This is a genomic window from Devosia beringensis, from assembly GCF_014926585.1.
Taxonomy (GTDB): domain Bacteria; phylum Pseudomonadota; class Alphaproteobacteria; order Rhizobiales; family Devosiaceae; genus Devosia; species Devosia beringensis.
In genome coordinates this window covers 3,494,789-3,517,155 of sequence record NZ_CP045422.1, presented here as the reverse complement: position 1 = coordinate 3,517,155, position 22,367 = coordinate 3,494,789, and the positions used below count along the sequence as shown (strand labels likewise).

Below are 22,367 nucleotides of genomic sequence, written 5' to 3'. Positions count from 1 at the left end.
GTTAGCCCAGCGGCCAACCTTGAGTTTCAGTTTATTGTTTAGGCGTATTTGGCCTGGACTTCGTCGGCGACGGCCTGCGGCACCTGCTCGTAGTGGTCGAACGTCATCGAGTACTGTGCACGACCCTGGCTCATGGAGCGCAGCGAGTTCACATAACCAAACATGTTCGCGAGCGGTACGAAGGCATCCACAACCTGGAGAACACCACGGCTTTCAGTGCCCTGGATCTGACCACGTCGTGAATTGAGGTCGCCGATAACGTCGCCCATGTAATCGTCTGGCGTGACAACTTCAACCTTCATGATCGGCTCGAGGATCTTTGGCGACGCCTTGCGGATGGCTTCGTTGAAGCCAGCACGACCAGCGATTTCAAAGGCGAGAACCGAGGAGTCGACGTCATGGTAGGCGCCTTCGGTCAACGTCACCTTGACGTCAACGATGGGGAACCCGATCAGTGGGCCGGAACCCATAACCGACTTCACGCCCTTTTCGACGCCCGGAATATATTCCCGGGGGACCGAACCGCCGACGACGGCGTTCACGAATTCGAGGCCCTTGCCGACTTCGCCTGGCTCGATCGAGAGCTTGACGCGGGCAAACTGACCCGAACCACCCGACTGCTTCTTGTGGGTATAGTCCACATCGGCAGCGCGCGTGATGGTCTCGCGATAGGCAACCTGCGGCTGACCGATATTGGCCTCGACCTTGAACTCGCGACGCATACGGTCGACGAGAATGTCGAGGTGAAGCTCGCCCATGCCCGAAATGATGGTCTGGCCGGATTCTTCGTCGGTCTTGACGCGGAAGCTTGGATCTTCAGCAGCCAAACGATTGAGCGCGAGGCCCATCTTTTCCTGGTCGGCCTTGGACTTGGGTTCCACCGAGATGTCGATCACGGGCTCTGGGAAGATCATGCGTTCCAGGATGACCTGGGCATTCTGCGCACAGAGCGTGTCGCCGGTCGTGGTGTCCTTGAGGCCCACGATAGCGACGATGTCGCCAGCGAAAGCTTCCGTGATCTGCTCACGGCTATTGGCGTGCATCTGGAACATGCGGCCAACGCGTTCGCGCTTTTCCTTGACCGTGTTTTCCAGCATGGCGCCCTGCTCGACGTGACCCGAGTAGATGCGGCAGAACGTCAGCGAACCCATGTGCGGGTCGTTGGCGATCTTGAAGGCCAGCATCGACAGCGGCTCGCTGTCGTCAGCATGACGCTCGATTGGCAGTTCGGTCTTGGCATCGATACCCTGGATTGCCGGCACGTCCATTGGCGACGGCAGGTAATCGATAACGCCGTCCAGCAGTGGCTGAACGCCCTTGTTCTTGAAGGCCGAGCCCGCGAAGATCAGGAAGAACTTGGCATCGATCGTGCCGCGACGCAGCAGGCGACGGATGGTCTCGTTGTTCGGGACTTCGCCGTTGAGGAAGGCTTCCATGGCATCGTCGTCGATCTCGACAGCGGCCTCGATCATCTGCTCGCGATACTTGGCGGCAGCTTCCTTGAGGTCGTCCGGGATCTCGACAACGTCCCACTGGGCACCCAGCTCTTCGTTGCGCCAGACCAGGGCATTCATCTCGATCAGATCGACAACGCCCTTGAAGTCATTCTCAGCGCCGATCGGCAGCTGGACAGGAACGGCCTTGGCGCCGAGGCGCGTGCCGATCATCTCGACGCAGCGATAGAAATCGGCGCCGATCTTGTCCATCTTATTGACGAAGACGAGGCGCGGAACGCTGTACTTGTCGGCCTGGCGCCAGACCGTCTCGGTCTGGGGCTCGACGCCGGCATTGGCGTCCAGCAGGGCAACGGCACCGTCGAGCACGCGCAGCGAACGTTCGACTTCAATGGTGAAGTCGACGTGGCCGGGGGTGTCGATGATGTTGAAGCGGTGCTGGGTACCGGTACGGTCTTTCCAGAACGTGGTCGTGGCAGCCGACGTAATCGTGATGCCGCGTTCCTGCTCCTGCTCCATCCAGTCCATGGTGGCAGCGCCGTCATGGACTTCGCCGATCTTATGGGACTTGCCGGTATAGTACAGGATGCGTTCGGTCGTGGTCGTCTTGCCAGCATCAATGTGAGCCATGATGCCGAAGTTACGATACAGATTGATTGGATATTCGCGTGCCATGGGGCGCTCCTACTACCAGCGGTAGTGCGAGAAGGCACGGTTGGCGTCAGCCATACGGTGCGTATCTTCGCGCTTCTTGACGGCCTGACCACGACCATTGAGAGCATCCATGAGCTCGCCCGACAGGCGTTCACGCATGGTGTTCTCGCCGCGCTTGCGAGCGGAGTCGATCAGCCAACGAATGGCCAAGGCCTGCTGACGGTCCGCACGGACTTCAACAGGAACCTGGTACGTAGCACCGCCAACGCGGCGCGAACGCACTTCAACCGAAGGACGGATGTTTTCCAGGGCCGTGTGGAACACCTCGACGGGGTTCTGCTTGACCTTGGCTTCGACGATGTCGAAGGCACCGTAAACGATGCTTTCGGCGGCCGACTTCTTGCCGTCCTTCATGAGCGAATTCATGAACTTGGTAAGGACGAGATCGCCGAACTTTGCGTCCGGAATAACGTCACGCTTTTCTGCGCGGTGGCGACGGGACATAGATCTATCTCCTTACTTCGGACGCTTCGCGCCATACTTGGACCGGCGCTGCTTGCGGTCCTTGACGCTCTGCGTGTCGAGGACGCCGCGGAGCACGTGATAGCGAACGCCGGGAAGGTCGCGAACGCGGCCACCACGGATCAGGACCACCGAGTGCTCCTGAAGGTTGTGACCTTCACCTGGAATGTACGAAATCACTTCGCGCGAATTGGTCAGGCGAACCTTGGCAACCTTGCGCAGAGCCGAGTTTGGCTTCTTGGGAGTGGTCGTATAGACACGTGAACAAACGCCGCGCTTCTGCGGGTTTGCTTCCATCGCCGGAACCTTGTTCCGCTTTGGCTTGCTGGCGCGTGGCTTGCGGATCAGCTGATTAATGGTGGGCATTTCGCTCTTTCCATCGTCCAAAATTCATTGCGGTCTAGCCTAAGCAAACCAAAACGGCGCTCATCCGACCCCAGACTGGGGAACGGCGGCGCCTTAATTGCAGCGGACCACCCCCAAAAAGCGGGCAGTCATGCGCACAAGGATTTGCTTCGTCTAGTTACCCGACAGTGTGTTTGAGTGTCCTGGATACCCGCACAGGATGGCAGGGACCCGGTATGACATTCACGACCGACCGCTTAGGTAGGCGCTGTTTAGAGCCGACTCGCCCGGCCGTCAAGGATTCTTTCGCGAAAATCCGCGTCGCAGCCATGCACCGCCTTGCTTTGGCGTCGTCTTGGTGCATACCCGATCCGACCTGGCGGCGTGTGGAAGAAGTGCTGGCGGGTCCACGCCCAGTCCACGCAAACGGCATTAACTGTCCAGTAATGGTACAACGGGCGACCGATGTCCGGCCCAGACCTTCCGGCTGCTGACGACGGCCCCCTGCCCCTTGGCGGCCAGCCCGATGCGTTCTCGACGAGATCGGTCCGAGCCTGGAAGGCGCAATCTGACCGGTCGTGCCAAAAGAAAAGGGAGCCTTTCGGCCCCCTTCCCTCATCTTCTATCCGCGTTGCAGCCTATTCGGCAGCGGGCGCGGCAATCTTGGGCGTGTTAGCCTGGCGGCGGCGTTCATCCAGGATCAGGTCATCGCGCTTGGAAGCGATGAGCTTGGCCGAGGAGATGCCGGCACCCGTACCGGCCGGGATCAGGCGACCAACGATCACGTTTTCCTTGAGGCCTTCGAGCAGATCGGCCTTGCCGGATACGGCAGCTTCGGTCAGCACGCGGGTGGTTTCCTGGAACGAGGCAGCCGACACGAACGAACGGGTCTGCAGCGACGCCTTGGTAATACCCAGCAGCACGGGGTTGGCCGTTGCCGGCTTCTTGCCGTCAGCAACCAGCGCGTCGTTGAGCTCGTCAAAGTCGAGCTTGTCGAGCTGCTCGTCCTTGAGCAGGCCCGAGTCACCTGGATTGACGATCTCGACCTTCTGCAGCATCTGGCGAACGATCACCTCGATGTGCTTGTCGTTGATCATCACGCCCTGCAGACGATAGACTTCCTGGATTTCATTGACGAGGTAACGAGCAAGCTCTTCCACGCCCTTTATGGCCAGAATGTCGTGCGGCGCCGGGTTGCCGTCGAGGATATATTCACCCTTTTCAATGGCATCGCCTTCCTGAAGATGGAACGGCTTGCCCTTGGGGATCAGATACTCGACCGGCTCACCGCCCTCTTCATGGGGCTCGATGATGACGCGACGCTTGTTCTTGTAGTCGCGACCGAAGCGGATCGTGCCATCGATCTCGGCGATGATGGCGTGATCCTTGGGACGACGAGCCTCGAACAGTTCGGCCACGCGCGGCAGACCACCCGTGATGTCCTTGGTCTTGGCTGACTCGAGCGGAATACGCGCCAGCACGTCACCCGGCGATACCTTCTCGCCCGGCTCAGCGGCAATGACCGCATCAACCGAGAGCAGGTAACGGGCTTCGCCACCACGTTCCACCTTGAGCACGGCACCATCGCGCGCAATGGCCAGGGCTGGCTTGAGCCCTTCGCCACGCGGATTGGTCCGCCAGTCGATGACGACGCGCTTGGTGAAGCCCGTTGCCTCGTCGGTGTTTTCCGCAACCGAGGTGCCGTCGAGCAGATCCTCGAACACGACTTCGCCTTCGACTTCGGCCAGGATCGGACGGGTGTAGGGGTCCCATTCGGCCAGACGCTGACCACGGCGAACCATGTCGCCTTCCTTGATCAGCAGCTTGGCGCCATAGGCCACCTTGTGCGTCGCGCGCTCCTTGCCATCGGCATCGAGCACGGCCAGCGACACGTTACGAGCCATGACGACCAGCTTGTCGCCCTCGACCTTGACCACGTTGGGATTGCGGATGGCGATCTTGCCTTCAGCACCTGATTCAAGGAACGAGGAGTCAACCACCTGTGCCGTGCCACCAATGTGGAACGTACGCATGGTCAGCTGGGTGCCGGGTTCACCGATCGACTGCGCGGCGATAACGCCCACAGCTTCACCCATGTTCACGGGGGTACCGCGAGCAAGGTCACGGCCATAGCAGGCCGCGCAGGTACCCTGGCGCATGTCGCAGGTCAGGGGCGAACGGATCCGGATCGACTGGATACGTGCCTCTTCGATGACGTCGACATCCTTTTCTTCCAGCAGATGACCCTTGGCTGCGATCAGATCGCCGGTCAGCGGATGGAAGATGTCGTCGGCAGCGGTACGGCCCAGCACGCGCTGGCCGATCGAAGCCACGACCTGGCCCGCATCAACGATGGGCTCCATGGTCAGGCCACGCTCGGTGCCGCAATCGGTCGACACGATGATCGCGTCCTGCGCCACGTCGACGAGACGACGCGTCAGGTAACCCGAGTTCGCGGTCTTCAACGCCGTATCCGCCAGACCCTTGCGGGCACCGTGGGTGGAGTTGAAGTATTCGAGAACGTTGAGGCCTTCCTTGAAGTTAGCCGTGATCGGGGTCTCGATGATCGAGCCGTCAGGACGGGCCATCAGGCCGCGCATGCCGGCCAGCTGCTTCATCTGTGCCGGCGAACCACGGGCACCCGAATGGCTCATCATGTAGACCGAGTTGATCGGCTTCTGACGACCGGTCTCCTCGTCGATCTGCACGGTGCGGATCGCGTCCATCATCTCTTCGGCAACCTTGTCGCCACACTTGGCCCAGGCGTCGACGACCTTGTTGTACTTCTCGCCCTGGGTGATCAGGCCGTCATTGTACTGCTGCTCGAACTCTTCGACCTGCTTACGCGCGGCTTCCACGATGGTGTACTTGGAAGCAGGGATAACCATGTCGTCCTTGCCGAACGAAATGCCGGCATCGCAGGCATTCTTGAAGCCAAGCTGCATCACGCGATCGCAGAAGATCACGGTCTCTTTCTGACCGCAGCCACGGTAAACCGTGTCGATCATCTTGGAGATCATCTTCTTGGTCATCAGCTGGTTGGCGGTCGAGAACGGCACCTTGGCGCTCTTGGGCAGGATCTGCCCGATCAGCATGCGGCCCGGGGTCGTTTCCACGATCTCGGTGGTCTGCTTGCCATCGGCGTCAAAGGACGTGACACGGCCCTTGATCTTGGTGTGCAGGGTGACGACCTTGTTGTCGATGGCATGCTCAAGCTCGGCATAGGAACCGAATGCCATGCCTTCGCCGGGCTCCTTCTCGTTCATCAACGAGAGGTAGTAGAGACCCAGCACGATGTCCTGGCTCGGCACGATGATCGGCTGGCCATTGGCAGGGTGCAGGATGTTGTTCGTCGACATCATCAGCACGCGCGCTTCCAGCTGCGCTTCGAGCGACAGCGGAACGTGCACGGCCATCTGGTCACCGTCGAAGTCGGCGTTGAAGGCCGAGCAGACGAGCGGATGCAGACGGATGGCCTTGCCTTCGATCAGGATGGGCTCGAAGGCCTGGATGCCAAGGCGATGCAGGGTCGGTGCGCGGTTGAGCAGCACCGGATGCTCGCGGATCACCTCATCGAGGATATCCCAGACTTCCGGCTTTTCCTTCTCGACCAGCTTCTTGGCCTGCTTCACCGTCGAGCTGAAGCCCTTGGCTTCGAGGCGCGAATAGATGAAGGGCTTGAACAGCTCGAGCGCCATCTTCTTGGGCAGGCCGCACTGGTGCAGCTTGAGGTTCGGACCCACGGTGATGACCGAACGACCCGAATAGTCGACGCGCTTGCCGAGCAGGTTCTGGCGGAACCGGCCCTGCTTGCCCTTGAGCATGTCGGACAGCGACTTGAGCGGACGCTTGTTGGCACCGGTAATGGTGCGGCCACGGCGACCGTTGTCGAACAGCGCGTCAACGGCTTCCTGCAGCATGCGCTTTTCGTTGCGGATGATGATGTCAGGGGCACGCAGCTCGATCAGGCGCTTGAGGCGGTTGTTGCGGTTGATCACGCGACGATAGAGATCGTTCAGATCGGACGTGGCAAAGCGGCCGCCATCCAGCGGCACCAGCGGGCGCAGCTCGGGCGGAATGACCGGGATGATCGTCATGATCATCCACTCCGGCTTATTCCCGGAGACAATAAACTGCTCGACGATCTTGAGGCGCTTGGCCAGCTTCTTTGGCTTGAGCTCAGTGGTCGACTCGGCAATTTCCACGCGCAGGTTTGCCGCGATCTTTTCCAGATCGAGCGCCAGCAGGATGTCGCGAATGGCTTCGGCGCCGATCTTGGCGGTGAAGCTGTCGGCACCATATTCGTCCTGGGCGTCGAGGAACTGCTCCTCATTCAGCAGTTCGTGCTGGGTGAAGGGCGTCAGGCCTGGATCGAGAACGACGTAGTTTTCGAAGTACAGGATGCGCTCGATGTCCTTGAGCGTCATATCGAGCAGCAGCGCGATACGCGACGGCAGGGACTTCAGGAACCAGATGTGGGCGACGGGCGCGGCCAGCTCGATGTGACCCATGCGCTCGCGACGAACGCGGCTCAGGGTGACTTCGACGCCGCACTTCTCACAGATGACGCCCTTGAACTTCATGCGCTTGTACTTGCCGCACAGGCACTCATAGTCCTTTACGGGGCCAAAGATGCGCGCGCAGAACAGGCCATCGCGTTCAGGCTTGAACGTACGATAGTTGATGGTTTCCGGCTTCTTGATCTCGCCATAGGACCAGCTCAGGATCTTTTCTGGCGAGGCGATCGAGATCTTCATCTGATCGAAGGTCTGCACGGGAACCGCCGGGTTGAACGGGTCCATGACGTGGGAATGATGGTTCATCAATTCTCTCCTCTATCCGTCCATGCCCGGGACTGACCACGGGCACGAACGGAAAATGAATGGGGGTAGGAAGTGCCGGATTACTCCGCCGCTTCCTGAGGAGGTGCGAGCTCCGCTTCGGCCTGTTCGGAGCCGTCTTCGATCTCGCGCATGTCGAGTTCGACATTGAGACCGAGCGAACGGATTTCCTTGACCAGAACGTTGAAGCTCTCGGGGATGCCCGCTTCGAACGTATCGTCGCCACGCACGATGGCTTCGTAGACCTTGGTACGACCGGCAACGTCGTCCGACTTGATGGTAAGCATTTCCTGCAGCGTATACGCCGCGCCGTAGGCTTCGAGAGCCCACACTTCCATCTCGCCGAAGCGCTGACCGCCGAACTGCGCCTTGCCGCCCAGTGGCTGCTGGGTGACCAGCGAGTAGGGACCGATCGAACGCGCGTGGATCTTGTTGTCCACCAGATGGTCGAGCTTGAGCATGTAGATATAGCCAACCGTCACCTGACGATCGAACTGCTCGCCGCTACGACCGTCAAACACGGTCGACTGACCCGAGGCCTTCAGCCCTGCCCGCTCCAGCATAACCACGATGTCGGCTTCCTTGGCGCCGTCGAACACGGGGGTCGCGATCGAGACACCCTTGGAGAGGTGCTCGCCGAGACGGACCATGCCGTCGTCATCAAGATCGGTGATGGATTCATCACCGGCAAACAGGTCCTGGATTTCCAGGCGCAGTGGCTTGAGGTCGCCATTGCGATGATAGGCGCGAACCATCTCATCGATCTTGCGACCCATGCCGGCACAGGCCCAGCCCAGATGCGTCTCGAGAATCTGGCCCACATTCATGCGCGATGGCACGCCCAACGGGTTCAGCACGATGTCAACCGAAGTGCCGTCTTCAAGATAGGGCATGTCTTCGATCGGCACGATGCGCGAAACCACGCCCTTGTTTCCGTGACGGCCAGCCATTTTGTCGCCTGGCTGGATCTTGCGCTTGGTCGCGATGAAGACCTTGACCATTTTCATCACGCCTGGAGGCAGCTCGTCACCGCGCTGCAGCTTGTCCACCTTGTCGATGAAGCGCTGCTCGAGCAGACGACGGCTTTCTTCATACTGCGCATGAAGGGCTTCCATCTCGGTCATGACCTTGTCGTCATCGACCGCGAACTGCCACCACTTCGAACGAGGCTGAGCCTCAAACATCTGGTCATTGAGCTTGGTGCCCACGACATAGCCCTTCGGACCGGCCGTGGCGGCCTTGCCGAACAGCATCTCCTTGAGACGCGCATAGACGTTACGGTCGAGGATCGACTGTTCGTCGTCACGGTCCTTGGCAAGACGCTCGATTTCCTCGCGCTCGATGGCCATGGCGCGCTCGTCCTTGTCGATGCCGTGGCGATTGAACACGCGCACTTCAACAACAGTACCAGCATCGCCCGGCGGCACGCGCAGTGAGGTGTCACGAACGTCGCTTGCCTTCTCGCCGAAGATGGCGCGGAGGAGCTTTTCTTCCGGGGTCATCGGCGATTCACCCTTGGGGGTGATCTTGCCGACCAGGATGTCGCCAGGAGCGACTTCGGCACCAATGTGCACGATACCGGCTTCGTCGAGGTTCTTCAGCGCTTCTTCCGAAACGTTCGGAATGTCGCGGGTGATTTCCTCAGGACCAAGCTTGGTGTCGCGAGCCATGACTTCATATTCCTCGATATGGATCGAGGTGAAGACGTCGTTCATGGCAATCTTTTCAGAGAGCAGGATCGAATCTTCGAAGTTGTAGCCATTCCAGGGCATGAACGCGACCAGCACATTGCGGCCCAGCGCCAGATCGCCCAGTTCGGTCGAGGGACCGTCGGCGATGATGTCGCCCTGGTTGATGTGGTCACCGACTACCACCAGCGGACGCTGGTTGATGCAGGTGGACTGGTTCGAACGCTGGAACTTCATCAGGTTGTAGATGTCCACGCCCGACTTGGACGCATCGGTTTCTTCGGTCGCCCGAATAACGATACGCGTGGCGTCCACCTGATCAACGATGCCCTTGCGCTTGGCCACGATGGCGGCGCCCGAGTCACGGGCCACGATGGCTTCCATGCCGGTACCGACAAACGGCGCATGGGCGCGTAGCAGCGGCACAGCCTGACGCTGCATGTTCGAGCCCATCAGAGCACGGTTAGCGTCGTCATTCTCAAGGAACGGGATCAGCGAGGCGGCAACCGACACCATCTGCTTGGGCGAAACGTCCATCAGATCGACGTTTTCCTTGGGCGTCAGGCCGTTGTCACCGGCGTGGCGAGCCACCACCAGATCATGCTCGAGCTCAAGCTTGTCGTTGAAGGTCACGTTGGCCTGGGCGACGTAGTGCTTGGCCTCTTCCATGGCGGAGAGGTAGACCACGTCGTCGGTCAGCTTGCCGTTGACGATCTTGCGGTACGGGGTCTCGATGAAACCGTACTTGTTGACGCGGGCAAAGGTCGACAGCGAGTTGATCAGACCAATGTTTGGACCTTCTGGGGTCTCGATCGGGCAGATGCGGCCGTAATGGGTCGGATGCACGTCACGGACTTCAAAGCCGGCACGCTCGCGGGTCAGACCACCAGGCCCAAGCGCCGACAGGCGACGCTTGTGGGTGATTTCCGACAGCGGATTGGTCTGATCCATGAACTGGCTGAGCTGGCTCGAGCCAAAGAATTCACGCACAGCGGCAGCAGCCGGCTTGGCGTTGATCAGGTCCTGCGGCATGACCGTGTCGATTTCGACCGAGCTCATGCGCTCCTTGATGGCACGTTCCATGCGGAGCAGGCCAAGGCGATAGGAGTTTTCCATCAGCTCGCCAACGGAGCGGACACGACGGTTGCCCAGGTTGTCGATGTCGTCGATTTCGCCGCGACCATCGCGCAGGTCGACCAGCGTGCGGACGACTTCGACAATGTCTTCCTTGCGCAGGGTGCGCATGGTGTCGGGCGCATCGAGCTCGAGGCGCATGTTCATCTTGACGCGGCCCACGGCGGACAGGTCATAGCGCTCGCTGTCAAAGAACAGCGACTGGAACATGGCTTCTGCAGTATCGACGGTTGGTGGCTCACCGGGGCGCATGACGCGATAGATGTCGAACAGCGCGTCTTCACGCGACTCGTTCTTGTCCACGGCCAGCGTGTTGCGGATATAGCCGCCAATGCTGATGTGATCGATGTCGAGGATCGGCAGCTCGTCAAAGCCGAGACCAACGAGCATTTCGAGGTTCTTCTCGTCGAGCTCGTCGCCTGCCTCCATATAGACCTCGCCGGTCTGCATGTTGATCAGGTCCTCGGCGACATACATGCCATAGAGGTCTTCATCGACCGCCAGCAGGTGCGTCAGGCCGTCATCAGCCAGCTTCTTGGCCTGGCGGGCCGAGAGCTTCTTGCCGGCTTCATGCACGACGTCGCCGGTCTTGGCGTCGATCAGGTCATGGCTCGGCTTGGCATTCTTCATCTTCTCGGCGTCGTAGGGCTTCTGCCAGCCCGACTTCGTCTTGGTATAGGTCAGGGTATTGTAATAGGTCGACAGGATCTCTTCGGTATCCATGCCCAGCGCCTTGAGCAGGCTGGTCACAGGGATCTTGCGGCGACGATCGATACGCGCGAACACCACGTCCTTGGCGTCGAACTCGATATCGAGCCAGCTGCCGCGGTACGGAATGATGCGGCCGGCAAACAGCAGCTTGCCCGACGAATGGGTCTTGCCCTTGTCGTGATCGAAGAACACGCCAGGCGAACGGTGCATCTGCGAGACAATAACGCGCTCGGTGCCGTTGACGATGAAGGTGCCGTTGCTCGTCATGAAGGGCATGTCGCCCATATAGACGTCCTGCTCCTTGATGTCCTTGACGGACCGGGCGCCGGTCTCTTCGTCCACTTCAAACACGATCAGGCGCAGCGTGACCTTGAGCGGGGCAGCGAACGTGATGTCGCGCGCACGGCACTCATCAATGTCATACTTGGGCTGCTCGAACTCGTACTTCACGAATTCGAGAGATGCAGTGTTCGAAAAGTCGGTGATCGGAAAGACCGAACGGAACACGGACTGAAGCCCTTCATCGGGACGGCCGGCTTTTGGCTCGTCGACGAGGAGGAACTGATCATAGGAGGCCTTCTGGACCTCGATCAGGTTGGGCATCTCCGTGACTTCGCGAATGGACCCGAAGGACTTGCGTACCTTGCGGCGGCCGTTGAACGTGGTAGCCATGAAAGCTCCTGTTTCTGGTGCGATTGTCTCGGAGGCAAATATCCAAAGATCCGACTATCAGCCGTCGGGTCTCGGGATATGTGCCCTTCAAATTACTCAGGCTGGGTGATGTCTCATTGTGCAATTCCACGCCAAAGGAACGGCATCAATGCGCAAAACGCCAAATACCTCCAGGCCAGCAGCCGGGAGGTCTAACGGACGTCAGCGCACCTCAGACATCAAATTCTTCATATATTCCGCAAATTGCCGCCAAGGACCTATCCAACCGGTCCGGCGAATCATCTCGTAGAGACGAAGGAGCGAAGTGGCACATAACGCGCCACTTCGCAAATTTCAAGGGCAGAGATAGAACTACTTGAGTTCGACCTTGGCGCCGGCAGCTTCGAGCTTCTTCTGAATCTCGGCAGCTTCAGCCTTGTTGACGCCTTCCTTGACAGCCTTGGGAGCAGCTTCGACGAGAGCCTTAGCTTCGCCTAGGCCCAGACCGGTGATGGCGCGGACTTCCTTGATGACGTTGATCTTGTTTTCGCCGAAGGAGGCGAGGATCACGTCAAATTCGGTCTTTTCTTCAGCAGCCGGAGCAGCAGCGCCGCCAGCGGCAGCAGCAGCAACAGGAGCGGCGGCGGAAACGCCCCACTTCTCTTCCAGCATCTTCGACAGTTCCGAAGCTTCCAGAACGGTCAGGGCAGACAGGTCGTCTACGATCTTGGCGAGATCAGCCATTTGATAAATCTCTCTTTTTAGGTGTTCAGTTCAAACCAAAGTGGTCCCTTGCGAGGACCGATGGGGTTACGCTGCTTCGTTGCTCTTTTCCGCATGAGCGGCCAGCACGCGGGCAATGCCGCTTGCTGGTGCCACGATGACCGACGCGATACGCGTGGCAGGCTGCTTGAGCATCCCGGCCAGTGTTGCGCGCAGTTCATCCAGCGAGGGCATGGTCGCCAGCGCCTTGACGTTATTCGCGTCAAGCGCGGTCTTGCCCATGGCGCCACCAAGAACGACGTATTTCGCGTTCTTTTCAGCAAACTTTGCCGCAAACTTGGGCGCAGTCATGGGGTCGGCCGCATAAGCGATGACGATCGGGCCTACCAGGAGGCTCGACATGTCCGCATTGTCGGTTTCTTTAAGAGCAAGCTTGGCAAGACGGTTCTTCGCGATCTTGACTTGGCCGCCTGCACCCTTGATGTCGCGACGAAGCGATTCAAGGTTGGCGACGGTCAGACCGGTGTTCTGCGCAAGGACGATCGATCCAGCGCCCGATAGGGCTGCCTGAAGCGATGCGACAAGCTCACGCTTTTCCGCTCTTTCCACTGCTAGTCTCCACATTGAGCCCGGCAAAAGTCAGCCGGGCCATTGCCAATTGCTGCCCTCCGATCTCCCGAGGGAGGAGAGGAGCAACGGTTAAACGCCTGTCAACCGTGCTGCCCAAAGGGCAACTGGCCTGGTTCGAACCGCCACCCTGCCCTTGCGGACAGGAATTTCGGTTGTCACCCCATCTATGCTGGCATCTTGCGACATTAAGCCAACCCAGATCGGTTGGCACCGGCAGTCTCGGACAGGACTTGTTGCCGCTCCGAGGAGCGACAAAAACCGGGCGGTCGAAACCGCCCGGAATTGGGAAATTAAAGCGCCGAAGCGACTTCGACATGCACGCCCGGGCCCATGGTCGAGGACACGGCAACGCGCTTGACATAGGTGCCCTTGGCACCAGCCGGCTTGGACTTCAGCACGGCGTCGGTGAACGCCTTGATGTTCTGCAGCAGGGCTTCGTCCGAGAACGACACCTTGCCAATGCCAGCATGCAGGATACCGGCCTTTTCGACGCGGAACTCGACAGCGCCGCCCTTGGCAGCCTTGACGGCGCCGGCGACATCGGGAGTAACCGTGCCGACCTTGGGGTTTGGCATCAGGTTGCGTGGGCCCAGGATCTTGCCCAGACGACCGACCAGCGGCATCATGTCAGGGGTGGCAATGCAGCGATCGAAATCGATCTTGCCGCCCATGATGGCTTCCATCAGGTCTTCGGCGCCAACGATGTCGGCGCCAGCCTTGCGGGCTTCGTCAGCCTTGGCATCCTTGGCGAACACGGCCACGCGGACCGTCTTGCCGGTGCCGTTGGGCAGGGTCACAACGCCGCGGACCATCTGGTCGGCGTGGCGGGGATCAACGCCCAGATTGATGGCGACTTCGATCGTCTCGTCGAACTTGGCGGTCGCACGCGACTTGACCATTTTGACGGCTTCATCAAGCTTGTACAGCTTGTTGCGATCAATGCCCTCGCGGGACTTGGTGAGATTCTTACCAGCCATTTATCAGCCCTCGACCTGAATGCCCATGGAACGGGCAGAGCCTGCAATCATCGATACCGCGGCATCGATATTGTCGGCGTTGAGATCCTTCATCTTCTTTTCGGCGATGTCACGCAGCTGTGCCAGCGTGATGGTGCCGGCCGATTCCTTGCCTGGCAGCTTGCTGCCCGACTTCAGGTTGACGGCCTTCTTGATGAAGAAGCTGACCGGCGGAGACTTCATCTCGAAAGTGAAGCTCTTGTCGGCATAGGCGGTGATCACGACGGGAATGGGCGAACCCTTTTCCAGTTCCTGCGTGGCGGCATTGAATGCCTTGCAGAATTCCATGATGTTCAGACCGCGCTGACCCAGTGCTGGGCCGATTGGCGGGGATGGTGTTGCGGAACCCGCAGGCACCTGAAGCTTGACGTAGCCAACGATTTTCTTTGCCAATTCCGTCTCCTATTCAACGGCCAAAAGCGGCCTAGGCGCCAACTAGTTAAAGCCGGCTAGACACCGTGGTCTGAGGTGGAACTGGTGCTGGCAGTGCACCATCCTCTGCCACAGTTTCTGCACCCGGCCTGAGCCGGGCATATTCTGGCTCGCGCCAGAAATTCGTGTCGCTTACGCGACTTGATTTCGTTGTCGTGCTCGCGCAACGACGGGTCAGACTTTCTCGACCTGACTGTATTCCAGCTCCACCGGGGTGGGGCGGCCGAAGATCGACACTTCCACCTTGAGGCGGGCGCGCTCTTCGTCGACTTCTTCCACCACGCCATTGAAGCTGGCGAAGGGACCGTCCGACACGCGCACATTCTCGCCCACTTCGAACGAGATGGAGGGCTTGGGATGCTCCACGCCTTCCTGCACCTGCTGCAGAATGCCCTGGGCTTCCTTCTCCGAGATCGGCATCGGCTTGTTGTCCGAACCGAGGAAACCGGTAACCTTTGGCGTGTTCTTGATCAGATGGAAGGCCTCATCGGTCATGTCCATCTTCACCAGCACATAGCCCGGGAAGAACTTGCGTTCGGCGTCGACCTTGCGGCCACGGCGGATCTCAACGACCTTTTCGGTCGGCACGATCACGTCTTCAAACAGGTGCTCTAGCTTTTTCTGCGCAACCTTCTGGCGGATGTCTTCCGCCACCTTGCGCTCGAAGTTCGAGTAAGCTTGAACGATATACCAGCGCATGGCCATAAAGCGTCGCCGCTCCTAGTAGTTATAGGTCCGTGACCCGACTAGCGGATCGAAAGCATCAGTCCGACCAGCCACGAAATGACTTGATCGGCTGCAAGAAAGAACAGGCTCGCCGCGATCACCAGCACGATCACCATGATCGTGGAGATCACCACTTCGTTCCGGCCGGGCCAGGTGACCTTGGAAACTTCCTGCCGCACTTGCTGCAGGAACGTGATTGGGTTCGTACGGGCCATCGGCAAATCTACTCTTTGGTGTTTTGGTGCAAAACCAAAGGCCGCGCAGGAATCCCGCACGGCTCGAATGTGGGTATCTAGAGAAACTCCCTGTCAAAAGCAACAGGCGCCTCCAAGTTTTCCCGGCGCCCCGGCGACCGGGCCATAAACGACACGATAGCGTCACACCGATTCGCTCTTGATTCGCCGGTCCCGCAGTATTTAAATAGGTCTGCGGCGGAACGAACTGGTGAACGGAGGCGTGCCGTGGGTGTAGCGAAGTCCTCTTTCGACGTCACAGCCTGTGAGCTGCGCTATTTCGGGCCGCACCCGACCGTTGTCGGGCGGGTAACCGGTATTGTCCGGGTGCAGATCGAAGAGCACTTCATGGGCAATGTCACGATCTATCCCCTTGATCTCAAGGTGAAAGCCGATGTCGGCCAAGTCGACGCCCCACAGGTGCGCACCGCCCTGCTCGCCCATGCGGCCCACCAGCTCAACCGCCTCAAGGCGCGTCATGCCGACAAGCTGCCCAGCGCGGCAGAATAGACGCCGACCACGTGCCGGCGCTAACTATTTGTTTTTGTTGGTAATTGTGCCTGGCAGGGGCTGGGGGACTCGAACCCACGACCCTCGGTTTTGGAGACCGATGCTCTACCAACTGAGCTAAACCCCTTCAGGCGAGGCTGTGTCTAATGGCAAAGCCGCCGTTTCGCAAGACCCTTCGGCTACCTAAGACCAGATATGGGGCAGCAAAGGCAGCGCCATCAGCAGCAGGCCGAACAGCCCAATGGTAAAGCTGATCGAGCGCCACGGGGATATCCCGCCCATATAGCAGACCACATGGCCGATCCGGCCGAGCAGAAACAGCCCCGCGCCGGCCAGGGCCAGCCAGCCCTCTTCGCCAAAAATGATCGCCAGCAGCGCCAGCACGAAGAAAATCGGCAGGGTTTCCTGCAGATTGGCGAGCGCCCGGCGCGCCCGGCCCAGCGCCTGGCTGGGTTCGGGCAGGTCGTCGCGTGGTCCCATCTGGGCGTGCGGCCCCACCTGCTCGGTGAGATAATAGCCGGGCATAAATACCAGGATCAGCAGGAGCAGCAGGGCAAAAAAGATCATCAGCAGCATTCGATAAGCCTTCACCATTAGTCAGAATTGGCTAGCACACTGCTAACACTTGGGGTCACCTCTTAGTTCATTGCGTGATGGCCACACCATGGCATTTACAAACATCGCCATTCGCCCAATAAAGGTCGGGCGAGTTAGAAGCCACGGCGGGTGTCGACACCATTCATTCAGGGATCTGCTGATCCCGGAAGGACAACGATGCGTCTCGCCCTCGCCATCGTGGCACTCTCCCCTACCCTCGCCATGGCCCATACCGGCGCCGGTGACACCATGGGCTTCCTGCACGGTTTCGAGCACCCGCTGGGCGGGCTGGACCACGTGCTGGCCATGCTGGCTGTGGGCGTCCTCGCTGCCGTGCTCGGCGGCCGCGCGCTCTGGCTGCTGCCCCTGAGTTTCATGAGCGTCATGCTGCTGGGCTTTGCGCTTGGCCTGATGCAGGTCGAACTGCCCCTGGTGGAACTGGGCATCGCCCTGTCGAGCGTCGCGATCGGCCTGGGCGCCATGGCAGGTCGCCCCCTGCCCTTGGCTGCCGCGATGGCGCTGGTCGGCGTCTTTGCCGTGTTCCACGGCCATGCCCACGGCGCCGAAATGCCCGCCACCACGGAAGGGCTAGGCTATGTCGCCGGCTTCCTGGCCGCGACCGCCCTGCTGCATCTGGCAGGACTTGCCGGCACTATGGGCCTCGTCCGACTGGCCGGCCAGCATGCGCGCCTGATCAGCCGCCTCGCTGGTGGTGTCATCGCCCTGGGTGGCGTCGGCGTCCTCGCCGGCTGGCTCTGACCGGGCCAGACGACCAGCGCCTCAGTTGACCGGGATCAATGCAGCGCTGGCCAGCGCCGTCACTATGGGGTGGTACAAGGAGACCACCCCATGGAACGCATTCACATCACCCAGCATAGCTCGCTCGGCGCCGGCTGGTTCGCCGGCTGGCTGTTCAGCATCGGCTTTCTGCATCTCGACTTCATGCAGGGCCTGTTTGGCCTGATCATCTGGCCCTACTATCTGGGCAGCCATTTCGCCTGAGCCTGCCTGCGGCGCGACGGCCGGCGCTGCTGTCTGGTGCGGAAGAGTGCCCGCCCTTCCGCAATAGCGAAGCGACAACAAACACTTGAAGCCGATGATTTGATTCTTCCAAATCGCCTGCCGCTCTGGCATCACGTTCCTATTGGCAGCAGCCGGACGGCGCTGCAGGACCTGGATGGCTCATGCGCATCTTGTATGTTGATGACGAACCCGACATCCGCACCGTGGCCGGCATGAGCCTGCAACTGCACCCGGCTTTTGAGGTACATGAATGTGCCAGTGGCGCCCTGGCCCTGCAGATCGCCCGCGACTGGCAACCCGATGTCGTACTGCTCGATGTCATGATGCCGGAAATGGACGGGCCCATGACCCGTGCCGCGCTGCGGGACGACCCGGCGACCGCTGCCATTCCGGTCGTCTTCGTCACCGCGCGCACCCAACCCTCCGAACTGGCGCGGCTGCTGGCGCTCGATGTTACCGGCGTCATTGCCAAGCCGTTCGATCCCATGTCGCTGGCCAGGCAGGTCAACGAGTTGATGGGATGGCCGGCCTGACCGGTCTCAGCGCTTGGCGCCGCGCCGCCTGGCGGACTGCGCCGGCAGCGTCACGGCCGCCAGGATAGCCTCAACGATCCGGGATTCGGGTGTCCGCGACTTGACCAGCGCGGCGCTCACGCGTTCATCGGCGACGACGCTCTCGGTCGCCGTCAGCACGATCACCGGACCGGTATGGTGCACCGCCACGTCATCGAGCAGATCGAGGCCATTGCCGTCGGCCAGACTCAGATCGAGCAGGATGAGGTCAAATGCCCTCGCTCTCAGCGCGCTGCGGGCCTCGTTCAGCGTCCCGGCATGGGCGACGGTAACCTGCCCCTCCAGCGCCGTGGCGATAAAGGTGCGAAAGTCACCGTCATCCTCGACATGCAGCACATGGGGCAGCTGCGACGGCCTTGCACCGGCTGTCTCCGGCGCAGCCATAGCGGTCGCCGCCGTCAGCGGCACATCGATCCAGAACGTGCTGCCCCGGCCCTCGATGCTGAAATAGTCGAGATCGCCCGACATCTTTTCCATCATCTGCTTGGAGATATGCAGCCCCAGCCCCGTGCCCCCGGTTTCGCGCGTCGCCGAAGCGTCGGCCTGCGAGAAGGCCGAGAAGATCCGGCTGCGAAAGCTGACCGGGATGCCCGGACCGCTATCGGCGATGCTCACCCGGGCCATGGCGCCGACCCGCCTGATGCCAAGATGCACGGTGCCGCCCGGCGGGGAGAACTTTGCCGCATTCGACAGCAGGTTCGACAGCACCTGCTGCAGGCGCGCGCTGTCAAAGGCGCATTCCGGATCATAGCCGGTAGCGTCCAGCACCAGGTCGACATCGAACTGGGCCGCATAGGCGTGGTTGATATCCATCGCCAGCATGACCTCAGGGCGCAAGCGATGCGCGCCGACCTCGAACTGCAGTTTCTGCGAGTTCATCTTTTCGAGATCGAGAATATCATTGATCAGCAGGATCAGCCGCTCGCTGTTCTTGTGCGCAATGCCGAGCAGGCGCAGGACGGTGGCCGGGATTTCATTGGCCATGGCGCCCATGACCAGGCCCAGCGATCCGCGGATCGAGGTCAGCGGCGTGCGCAGTTCATGGCTGACATTGGAAATGAACTCGCTCGTCAGGCGGTCCATCTCCTTGCGATGCTGGATATCCTGAATCTGGGCGATGAAGTAATCGACCCCGCCATCGGCCCCGCGCGCCGCCGACACGTTGAGCAGCCCCCAGACGGCATGGCCGGCCTTGTGCAGATAGCGCTTCTCCAGCTGGTAGTGCGAGATCTCGCCCGCGACCAGCTGGGTAATGAGGTCTTCATCCAGCCCGGCATCGTCGGGATGGTTCAGTTCCCGGAACTGCAGTTGCATGAACTCGCCTACCGTATAGCCAAGGAAGGCCAGCAGGGCCTCGTTGACATCGATCCAGGCGCCGGATGGATCGACCAGCGCCATGCCGATCGGCGCGTTCTCGATGGCGCTGCGCAGCCGCTCCTCGCTGGAGCGCAGGGCCGCCTCGGCCTCCTTGAGCGCCGTGATATTGGTTTGAGTGCCCACCAGCCGCAGCGCCCGCCCATTCTCATCCCGCTGGGTGACCGATGCTTCCGATCGCAGCCAGATCCAGTGTCCATCGGCATGGCGAATACGGTATTCGCTTTCCGACCGCGCCGTCCGACCCGCCATACAGGCGGCGTCTGCTGCATCGACCAGCGGCAAATCCTGCGGATGCACGCGCCCGCGCCATTCCTGCTGTGGATCGCTCACGCCGTTTTCGTCCAGACCCAGCATTTCCCGCCAGGTGTCGGAGACAATGGAGGTGCCGTTGACCAGATTGACCTCGAACACGCCGATCCGGGCGCCGCGCAAGGCGCTGCTCCAGCGCAGCTCGGCCTCTTCCAGCGCACGGGCGACCTGGCGCTGGCGCGTCACGTCGCGCACGATGGCGGTATAGCGGTGCTGGCCCTCTACGGTGATCCAGGGATTGAGCTGGAATTCCAGATCGAGCAGCTGGCCGCCGTGACGGCGTCCGGACACCGGCTTGGTCGGCGCCGACCGGGTGGATCGAAAGGCGCCCAGGATCTCGGCACCCGTCAGACCCGGCGAGGCCTGGATCAGATCCTTGATCGACATATGCGGCACGTCTTCCGGCTGGACACCAAAAATGTCCAGCGCGGCCTCATTGGCCGACAGGACGCGGCCATGTTCATCGAGCAGCAGGATGCCGACCACAGCGGTATTGACCACCGCCCGGTTCTCATGTTCCCGGGCGGCAATCTCGCGGGTCTTGCGCACCACCAGGTGCTGGATGGTCTGTTCACGACGCGCATAGCTGAGCAGGAAGCCGGCAAACAGGGCTGAGACCAGCAGGCCCGCCAGCAGCACGAACAGCGCCTCATTGTTCTTGATGGCGCCGTCAAACTGATCGGTACTGGTCCACACCACGGTCCAGCTTTGACCCAGCACCGCTATGGTCCGGGTAATGGTATAGGTCGAGTGTCCCGCCGCGTCGGCCGCGCTGCGACTGGAAAATATCTGCTTGTCCGCATCGTCCACAGCGCCGTCATAGACCGCGATGTCGAGGGTCGTGTCCTGGCTCGCCGTCAGGCCTTCCATGAAGCGTGAACCGACGAAGGGCGCATAAACCCAGCCCGTGAAGGCGGCCAGGCGCTGCTCGACGGTGTAAAGCGGCGCAGCCTCGGCATAGAGCGGCTTAAGCAACAAAAAGCCGGCCCGGAAGCGCTCGTCATGCGCCAGGAAGATGCGCCTGGTGATCGTCGGTTCCCCGGTCAGACGCGCCAGCTCCGCCGCTTCACGGCGATTGGCTTCATAGGCGATATCCAGGCCCAGCGCCGGTCGGTTGGCGGCCTGCGGCTCGATAAAGCGGATGACAAAGTGGCGGGCGCGCGCACCAAAGGACGGGTGCACCGCAAACTCCTCGATACCCAGGTCCCGCAGCCCCGCCGTATAGGCTGCCAGTTCGCTATGGGGCACATCGTCGATCACCCCCATGCCATAGATGCCCGGCAGCGTGCGGCCAATATCGAGGGCCTCCACATAAGCCCGCCAATCGGCCGCCGACACCTGGGTGGACGCATGGAACAGGCCAGCGGCGCCATCGAGCCCCTGCACATAGGAACTGAGCCGATGCAGCAGGGCCCGCTCGCTTTCATCGGCCAGGGTGGCGAAGGCCGACGCTCCCCGGTCATAGGCAGCTATGCTGGTCCATTTCCAGCCATAGAAGGTCAATCCGAGCGGGACCATCAGCGCCACGATGGACATGGCCCGCAGGCCGGCGGCATTGTTGCGCGACCAACCCGATCCCCAGCGCCGCCAGGGACCCAGCAGGGCCAGCGGCAGCACGACCCAGATGCCGATGACGTCCCCCACCCACCAGGTCAGCCAGTTGCTGGCAACCTGATCTGGCGTGACGATGCCGCTGGCAAAAAGCGCGCCGGTGCCGATCGTGGCGGCGATCAGGCCGGCCAGCGGACCGACAATGGCGGCAAACAGGGCAACCTCTCGGGGTGACTTTAGGATGGTGGGAATGCCGAACAGACGCCGTGCGGCGCAGGCGCCGGCAACGGCCTGCAGGGTTGAGCCGCCGGCAATGGCCACGGCCATGGCCAGCGCCCGACCGTCAAGGTCGCCGCCGTCCAGCACCCCGCCAATATAGGCATTGACGGTCATGGAGCCGAGGAACACGCCCGGCGCCAGGCGGGGCGAAAAGATCAGCAACGCGGCAACCGCAATGCCGGAAGCCGGCCAGATCAGCGTGGCATAGCCGGGGGGCACGGCCAGTTGCAGACCCAGCAGCCCCACGCCGCCATAGGCGATGGCGAGGGCAAGGGTGAGCCCTGTCAGCTGCCAGGCCGTCAGCTCTGCCGACCCGGCAGCCGCACCAGGCCGACCCACGCCGGCGACGTCACCCGATCCTGACTGCGCCTCCTTGGTCATCGACCTGT

17 protein-coding genes and 1 tRNA gene are annotated in these 22,367 nt (G+C 61.0%); 4 read left to right on the top strand and 14 right to left on the bottom strand.

Annotated features, from left to right (window positions below; genetic code table 11):
• Positions 1–38: 38 nt before the first annotated feature.
• The 11 genes from fusA to secE form a co-directional block, all read right to left on the bottom strand.
• A complete protein-coding gene (fusA, locus tag GDR53_RS17065; RefSeq protein ID WP_193335628.1) occupies positions 39–2,129 on the bottom strand; it encodes an elongation factor G in 2,091 nt (696 codons plus the stop codon).
• A 12-nt stretch (positions 2,130–2,141) separates the two neighbouring features.
• Positions 2,142–2,612, bottom strand: coding sequence for a 30S ribosomal protein S7 (gene rpsG / locus GDR53_RS17060; RefSeq protein ID WP_193335627.1), 471 nt, complete (start codon positions 2,610–2,612; stop codon positions 2,142–2,144).
• A 12-nt stretch (positions 2,613–2,624) separates the two neighbouring features.
• The gene (gene rpsL / locus GDR53_RS17055; RefSeq protein ID WP_046136734.1) at positions 2,625–2,996 is read right to left on the bottom strand and encodes a 30S ribosomal protein S12; all 372 of its coding nucleotides are present in this window, start codon (positions 2,994–2,996) and stop codon (positions 2,625–2,627) included.
• Positions 2,997–3,613: 617 nt separating this feature from the next.
• Positions 3,614–7,798: a DNA-directed RNA polymerase subunit beta' gene (rpoC, locus tag GDR53_RS17050; protein ID WP_193335626.1), complete on the bottom strand. Its 4,185-nt coding sequence runs from the start codon at positions 7,796–7,798 to the stop codon at positions 3,614–3,616.
• Positions 7,799–7,878: 80 nt separating this feature from the next.
• Positions 7,879–12,021 carry a DNA-directed RNA polymerase subunit beta gene (rpoB, locus tag GDR53_RS17045; protein ID WP_193335625.1) on the bottom strand — a complete coding sequence of 1,381 codons (4,143 nt, stop codon included), beginning with the start codon at positions 12,019–12,021 and terminating at the stop codon, positions 7,879–7,881.
• A 351-nt stretch (positions 12,022–12,372) separates the two neighbouring features.
• Positions 12,373–12,744, bottom strand: a complete 372-nt coding sequence (rplL, locus tag GDR53_RS17040; RefSeq protein ID WP_193335624.1) for a 50S ribosomal protein L7/L12 — start codon at positions 12,742–12,744, stop codon at positions 12,373–12,375.
• 66 nt (positions 12,745–12,810) lie between these two features.
• Complete coding sequence (gene rplJ / locus GDR53_RS17035) at positions 12,811–13,332, bottom strand: 50S ribosomal protein L10 (RefSeq protein ID WP_193335623.1); 522 nt, start codon at positions 13,330–13,332, stop codon at positions 12,811–12,813.
• A 311-nt stretch (positions 13,333–13,643) separates the two neighbouring features.
• Positions 13,644–14,330, bottom strand: coding sequence for a 50S ribosomal protein L1 (gene rplA, locus GDR53_RS17030; RefSeq protein WP_193335622.1), 687 nt, complete (start codon positions 14,328–14,330; stop codon positions 13,644–13,646).
• Positions 14,331–14,333: 3 nt separating this feature from the next.
• Complete coding sequence (gene rplK / locus GDR53_RS17025) at positions 14,334–14,762, bottom strand: 50S ribosomal protein L11 (protein WP_193335621.1); 429 nt, start codon at positions 14,760–14,762, stop codon at positions 14,334–14,336.
• Positions 14,763–14,975: 213 nt separating this feature from the next.
• On the bottom strand, positions 14,976–15,506 hold the full coding sequence (gene nusG, locus GDR53_RS17020) for a transcription termination/antitermination protein NusG (RefSeq protein WP_193335620.1): 531 nt from the start codon (positions 15,504–15,506) through the stop codon (positions 14,976–14,978).
• Positions 15,507–15,547: 41 nt separating this feature from the next.
• Entirely contained in the window at positions 15,548–15,742 is a 195-nt protein-coding gene (secE, locus tag GDR53_RS17015; protein ID WP_193335619.1) for a preprotein translocase subunit SecE, read from the bottom strand.
• 246 nt (positions 15,743–15,988) lie between these two features.
• Here secE and GDR53_RS17010 point away from each other — a divergent pair, with 246 nt between their 5' ends.
• Positions 15,989–16,270, top strand: a complete 282-nt coding sequence (locus GDR53_RS17010) for a hypothetical protein (protein WP_193335618.1) — start codon at positions 15,989–15,991, stop codon at positions 16,268–16,270.
• A 51-nt stretch (positions 16,271–16,321) separates the two neighbouring features.
• Here the strand turns inward: GDR53_RS17010 and GDR53_RS17005 are convergent.
• Together GDR53_RS17005 and GDR53_RS17000 are read right to left on the bottom strand one after the other, a co-directional pair.
• Positions 16,322–16,397 (bottom strand) — tRNA-Trp (locus tag GDR53_RS17005).
• Between the two features lie 56 nt (positions 16,398–16,453).
• Positions 16,454–16,846, bottom strand: a complete 393-nt coding sequence (locus GDR53_RS17000) for an MAPEG family protein (RefSeq protein ID WP_193335617.1) — start codon at positions 16,844–16,846, stop codon at positions 16,454–16,456.
• 198 nt (positions 16,847–17,044) lie between these two features.
• On the opposite strand from GDR53_RS17000, the gene GDR53_RS16995 reads away from it, so the two are divergent.
• The 3 genes from GDR53_RS16995 to GDR53_RS16985 all read left to right on the top strand — a co-directional run bounded on the left by GDR53_RS16995 (position 17,045) and on the right by GDR53_RS16985 (position 18,423).
• Positions 17,045–17,626, top strand: a complete 582-nt coding sequence (locus GDR53_RS16995) for a HupE/UreJ family protein (protein WP_193335616.1) — start codon at positions 17,045–17,047, stop codon at positions 17,624–17,626.
• Positions 17,627–17,716: 90 nt separating this feature from the next.
• On the top strand, positions 17,717–17,869 hold the full coding sequence (locus GDR53_RS16990; RefSeq protein WP_193335615.1) for a hypothetical protein: 153 nt from the start codon (positions 17,717–17,719) through the stop codon (positions 17,867–17,869).
• 182 nt (positions 17,870–18,051) lie between these two features.
• Positions 18,052–18,423, top strand: coding sequence for a response regulator (locus GDR53_RS16985; protein WP_193335614.1), 372 nt, complete (start codon positions 18,052–18,054; stop codon positions 18,421–18,423).
• A gap of 6 nt (positions 18,424–18,429) precedes the next feature.
• On the opposite strand, the gene GDR53_RS16980 is transcribed toward GDR53_RS16985, so the two are convergent.
• Positions 18,430–22,359: a CHASE domain-containing protein gene (locus GDR53_RS16980; protein ID WP_193335613.1), complete on the bottom strand. Its 3,930-nt coding sequence runs from the start codon at positions 22,357–22,359 to the stop codon at positions 18,430–18,432.
• Positions 22,360–22,367 lie beyond the last annotated feature (8 nt).

Bases quoted from the DNA above. Each gene is read 5' to 3' on its own strand.
- GDR53_RS16990 (WP_193335615.1), top strand. From the start codon at position 17,717: ATGGAACGCATTCACATCACCCAGCATAGCTCGCTCGGCGCCGGCTGG.
- rplA (WP_193335622.1), bottom strand. From the start codon at position 14,330: ATGGCTGGTAAGAATCTCACCAAGTCCCGCGAGGGCATTGATCGCAAC.
- GDR53_RS16980 (WP_193335613.1), bottom strand. From the start codon at position 22,359: ATGACCAAGGAGGCGCAGTCAGGATCGGGTGACGTCGCCGGCGTGGGT.
- rpoC (WP_193335626.1), bottom strand. From the start codon at position 7,798: ATGAACCATCATTCCCACGTCATGGACCCGTTCAACCCGGCGGTTCCC.
- GDR53_RS16995 (WP_193335616.1), top strand. From the start codon at position 17,045: ATGCGTCTCGCCCTCGCCATCGTGGCACTCTCCCCTACCCTCGCCATG.
- fusA (WP_193335628.1), bottom strand. From the start codon at position 2,129: ATGGCACGCGAATATCCAATCAATCTGTATCGTAACTTCGGCATCATG.
- rpsG (WP_193335627.1), bottom strand. From the start codon at position 2,612: ATGTCCCGTCGCCACCGCGCAGAAAAGCGTGACGTTATTCCGGACGCA.
- secE (WP_193335619.1), bottom strand. From the start codon at position 15,742: ATGGCCCGTACGAACCCAATCACGTTCCTGCAGCAAGTGCGGCAGGAA.
- rpsL (WP_046136734.1), bottom strand. From the start codon at position 2,996: ATGCCCACCATTAATCAGCTGATCCGCAAGCCACGCGCCAGCAAGCCA.
- rplL (WP_193335624.1), bottom strand. From the start codon at position 12,744: ATGGCTGATCTCGCCAAGATCGTAGACGACCTGTCTGCCCTGACCGTT.
- GDR53_RS16985 (WP_193335614.1), top strand. From the start codon at position 18,052: ATGCGCATCTTGTATGTTGATGACGAACCCGACATCCGCACCGTGGCC.
- nusG (WP_193335620.1), bottom strand. From the start codon at position 15,506: ATGGCCATGCGCTGGTATATCGTTCAAGCTTACTCGAACTTCGAGCGC.
- GDR53_RS17000 (WP_193335617.1), bottom strand. From the start codon at position 16,846: ATGCTGCTGATGATCTTTTTTGCCCTGCTGCTCCTGCTGATCCTGGTA.
- rpoB (WP_193335625.1), bottom strand. From the start codon at position 12,021: ATGGCTACCACGTTCAACGGCCGCCGCAAGGTACGCAAGTCCTTCGGG.